Here is an 820-nt window from a genome sequence, read left to right on the forward strand (position 1 = left end):
GGCACTGTTGCAAATAGTCGGTGGTGATAAACTTATCATCCCCTTTTGCTGATGGAGCTGCACATGAACCCATTCAAAGGCCGGCATTTTCAGCGTGACATCATTCTGTGGGCCGTACGCTGGTACTGCAAATACGGCATCAGTTACCGTGAGCTGCAGGAGATGCTGGCTGAACGCGGAGTGAATGTCGATCACTCCACGATTTACCGCTGGGTTCAGCGTTATGCGCCTGAAATGGAAAAACGGCTGCGCTGGTACTGGCGTAACCCTTCCGATCTTTGCCCGTGGCACATGGATGAAACCTACGTGAAGGTCAATGGCCGCTGGGCGTATCTGTACCGGGCCGTCGACAGCCGGGGCCGCACTGTCGATTTTTATCTCTCCTCCCGTCGTAACAGCAAAGCTGCATACCGGTTTCTGGGTAAAATCCTCAACAACGTGAAGAAGTGGCAGATCCCGCGATTCATCAACACGGATAAAGCGCCCGCCTATGGTCGCGCGCTTGCTCTGCTCAAACGCGAAGGCCGGTGCCCGTCTGACGTTGAACACCGACAGATTAAGTACCGGAACAACGTGATTGAATGCGATCATGGCAAACTGAAACGGATAATCGGCGCCACGCTGGGATTTAAATCCATGAAGACGGCTTACGCCACCATCAAAGGTATTGAGGTGATGCGTGCACTACGCAAAGGCCAGGCCTCAGCATTTTATTATGGTGATCCCCTGGGCGAAATGCGCCTGGTAAGCAGAGTTTTTGAAATGTAAGGCCTTTGAATAAGACAAAAGGCTGCCTCATCGCTAACTTTGCAACAGTGCC

The 820-nt window shown here is 52.4% G+C and carries 1 protein-coding gene; it reads left to right on the forward strand.

Annotated features, from left to right (window positions below):
• Nucleotides 1–63 precede the first annotated feature (63 nt).
• Entirely contained in the window at nt 64–768 is a 705-nt protein-coding gene (locus tag HG542_RS34140) for an IS6-like element IS26 family transposase (protein ID WP_001067855.1), read from the forward strand.
• Nucleotides 769–820: the final 52 nt, after the last annotated feature.

The sequence above is a fragment of the Streptomyces morookaense genome (assembly GCF_013030945.1).
Lineage (GTDB): Bacteria > Actinomycetota > Actinomycetes > Streptomycetales > Streptomycetaceae > Streptomyces > Streptomyces morookaensis.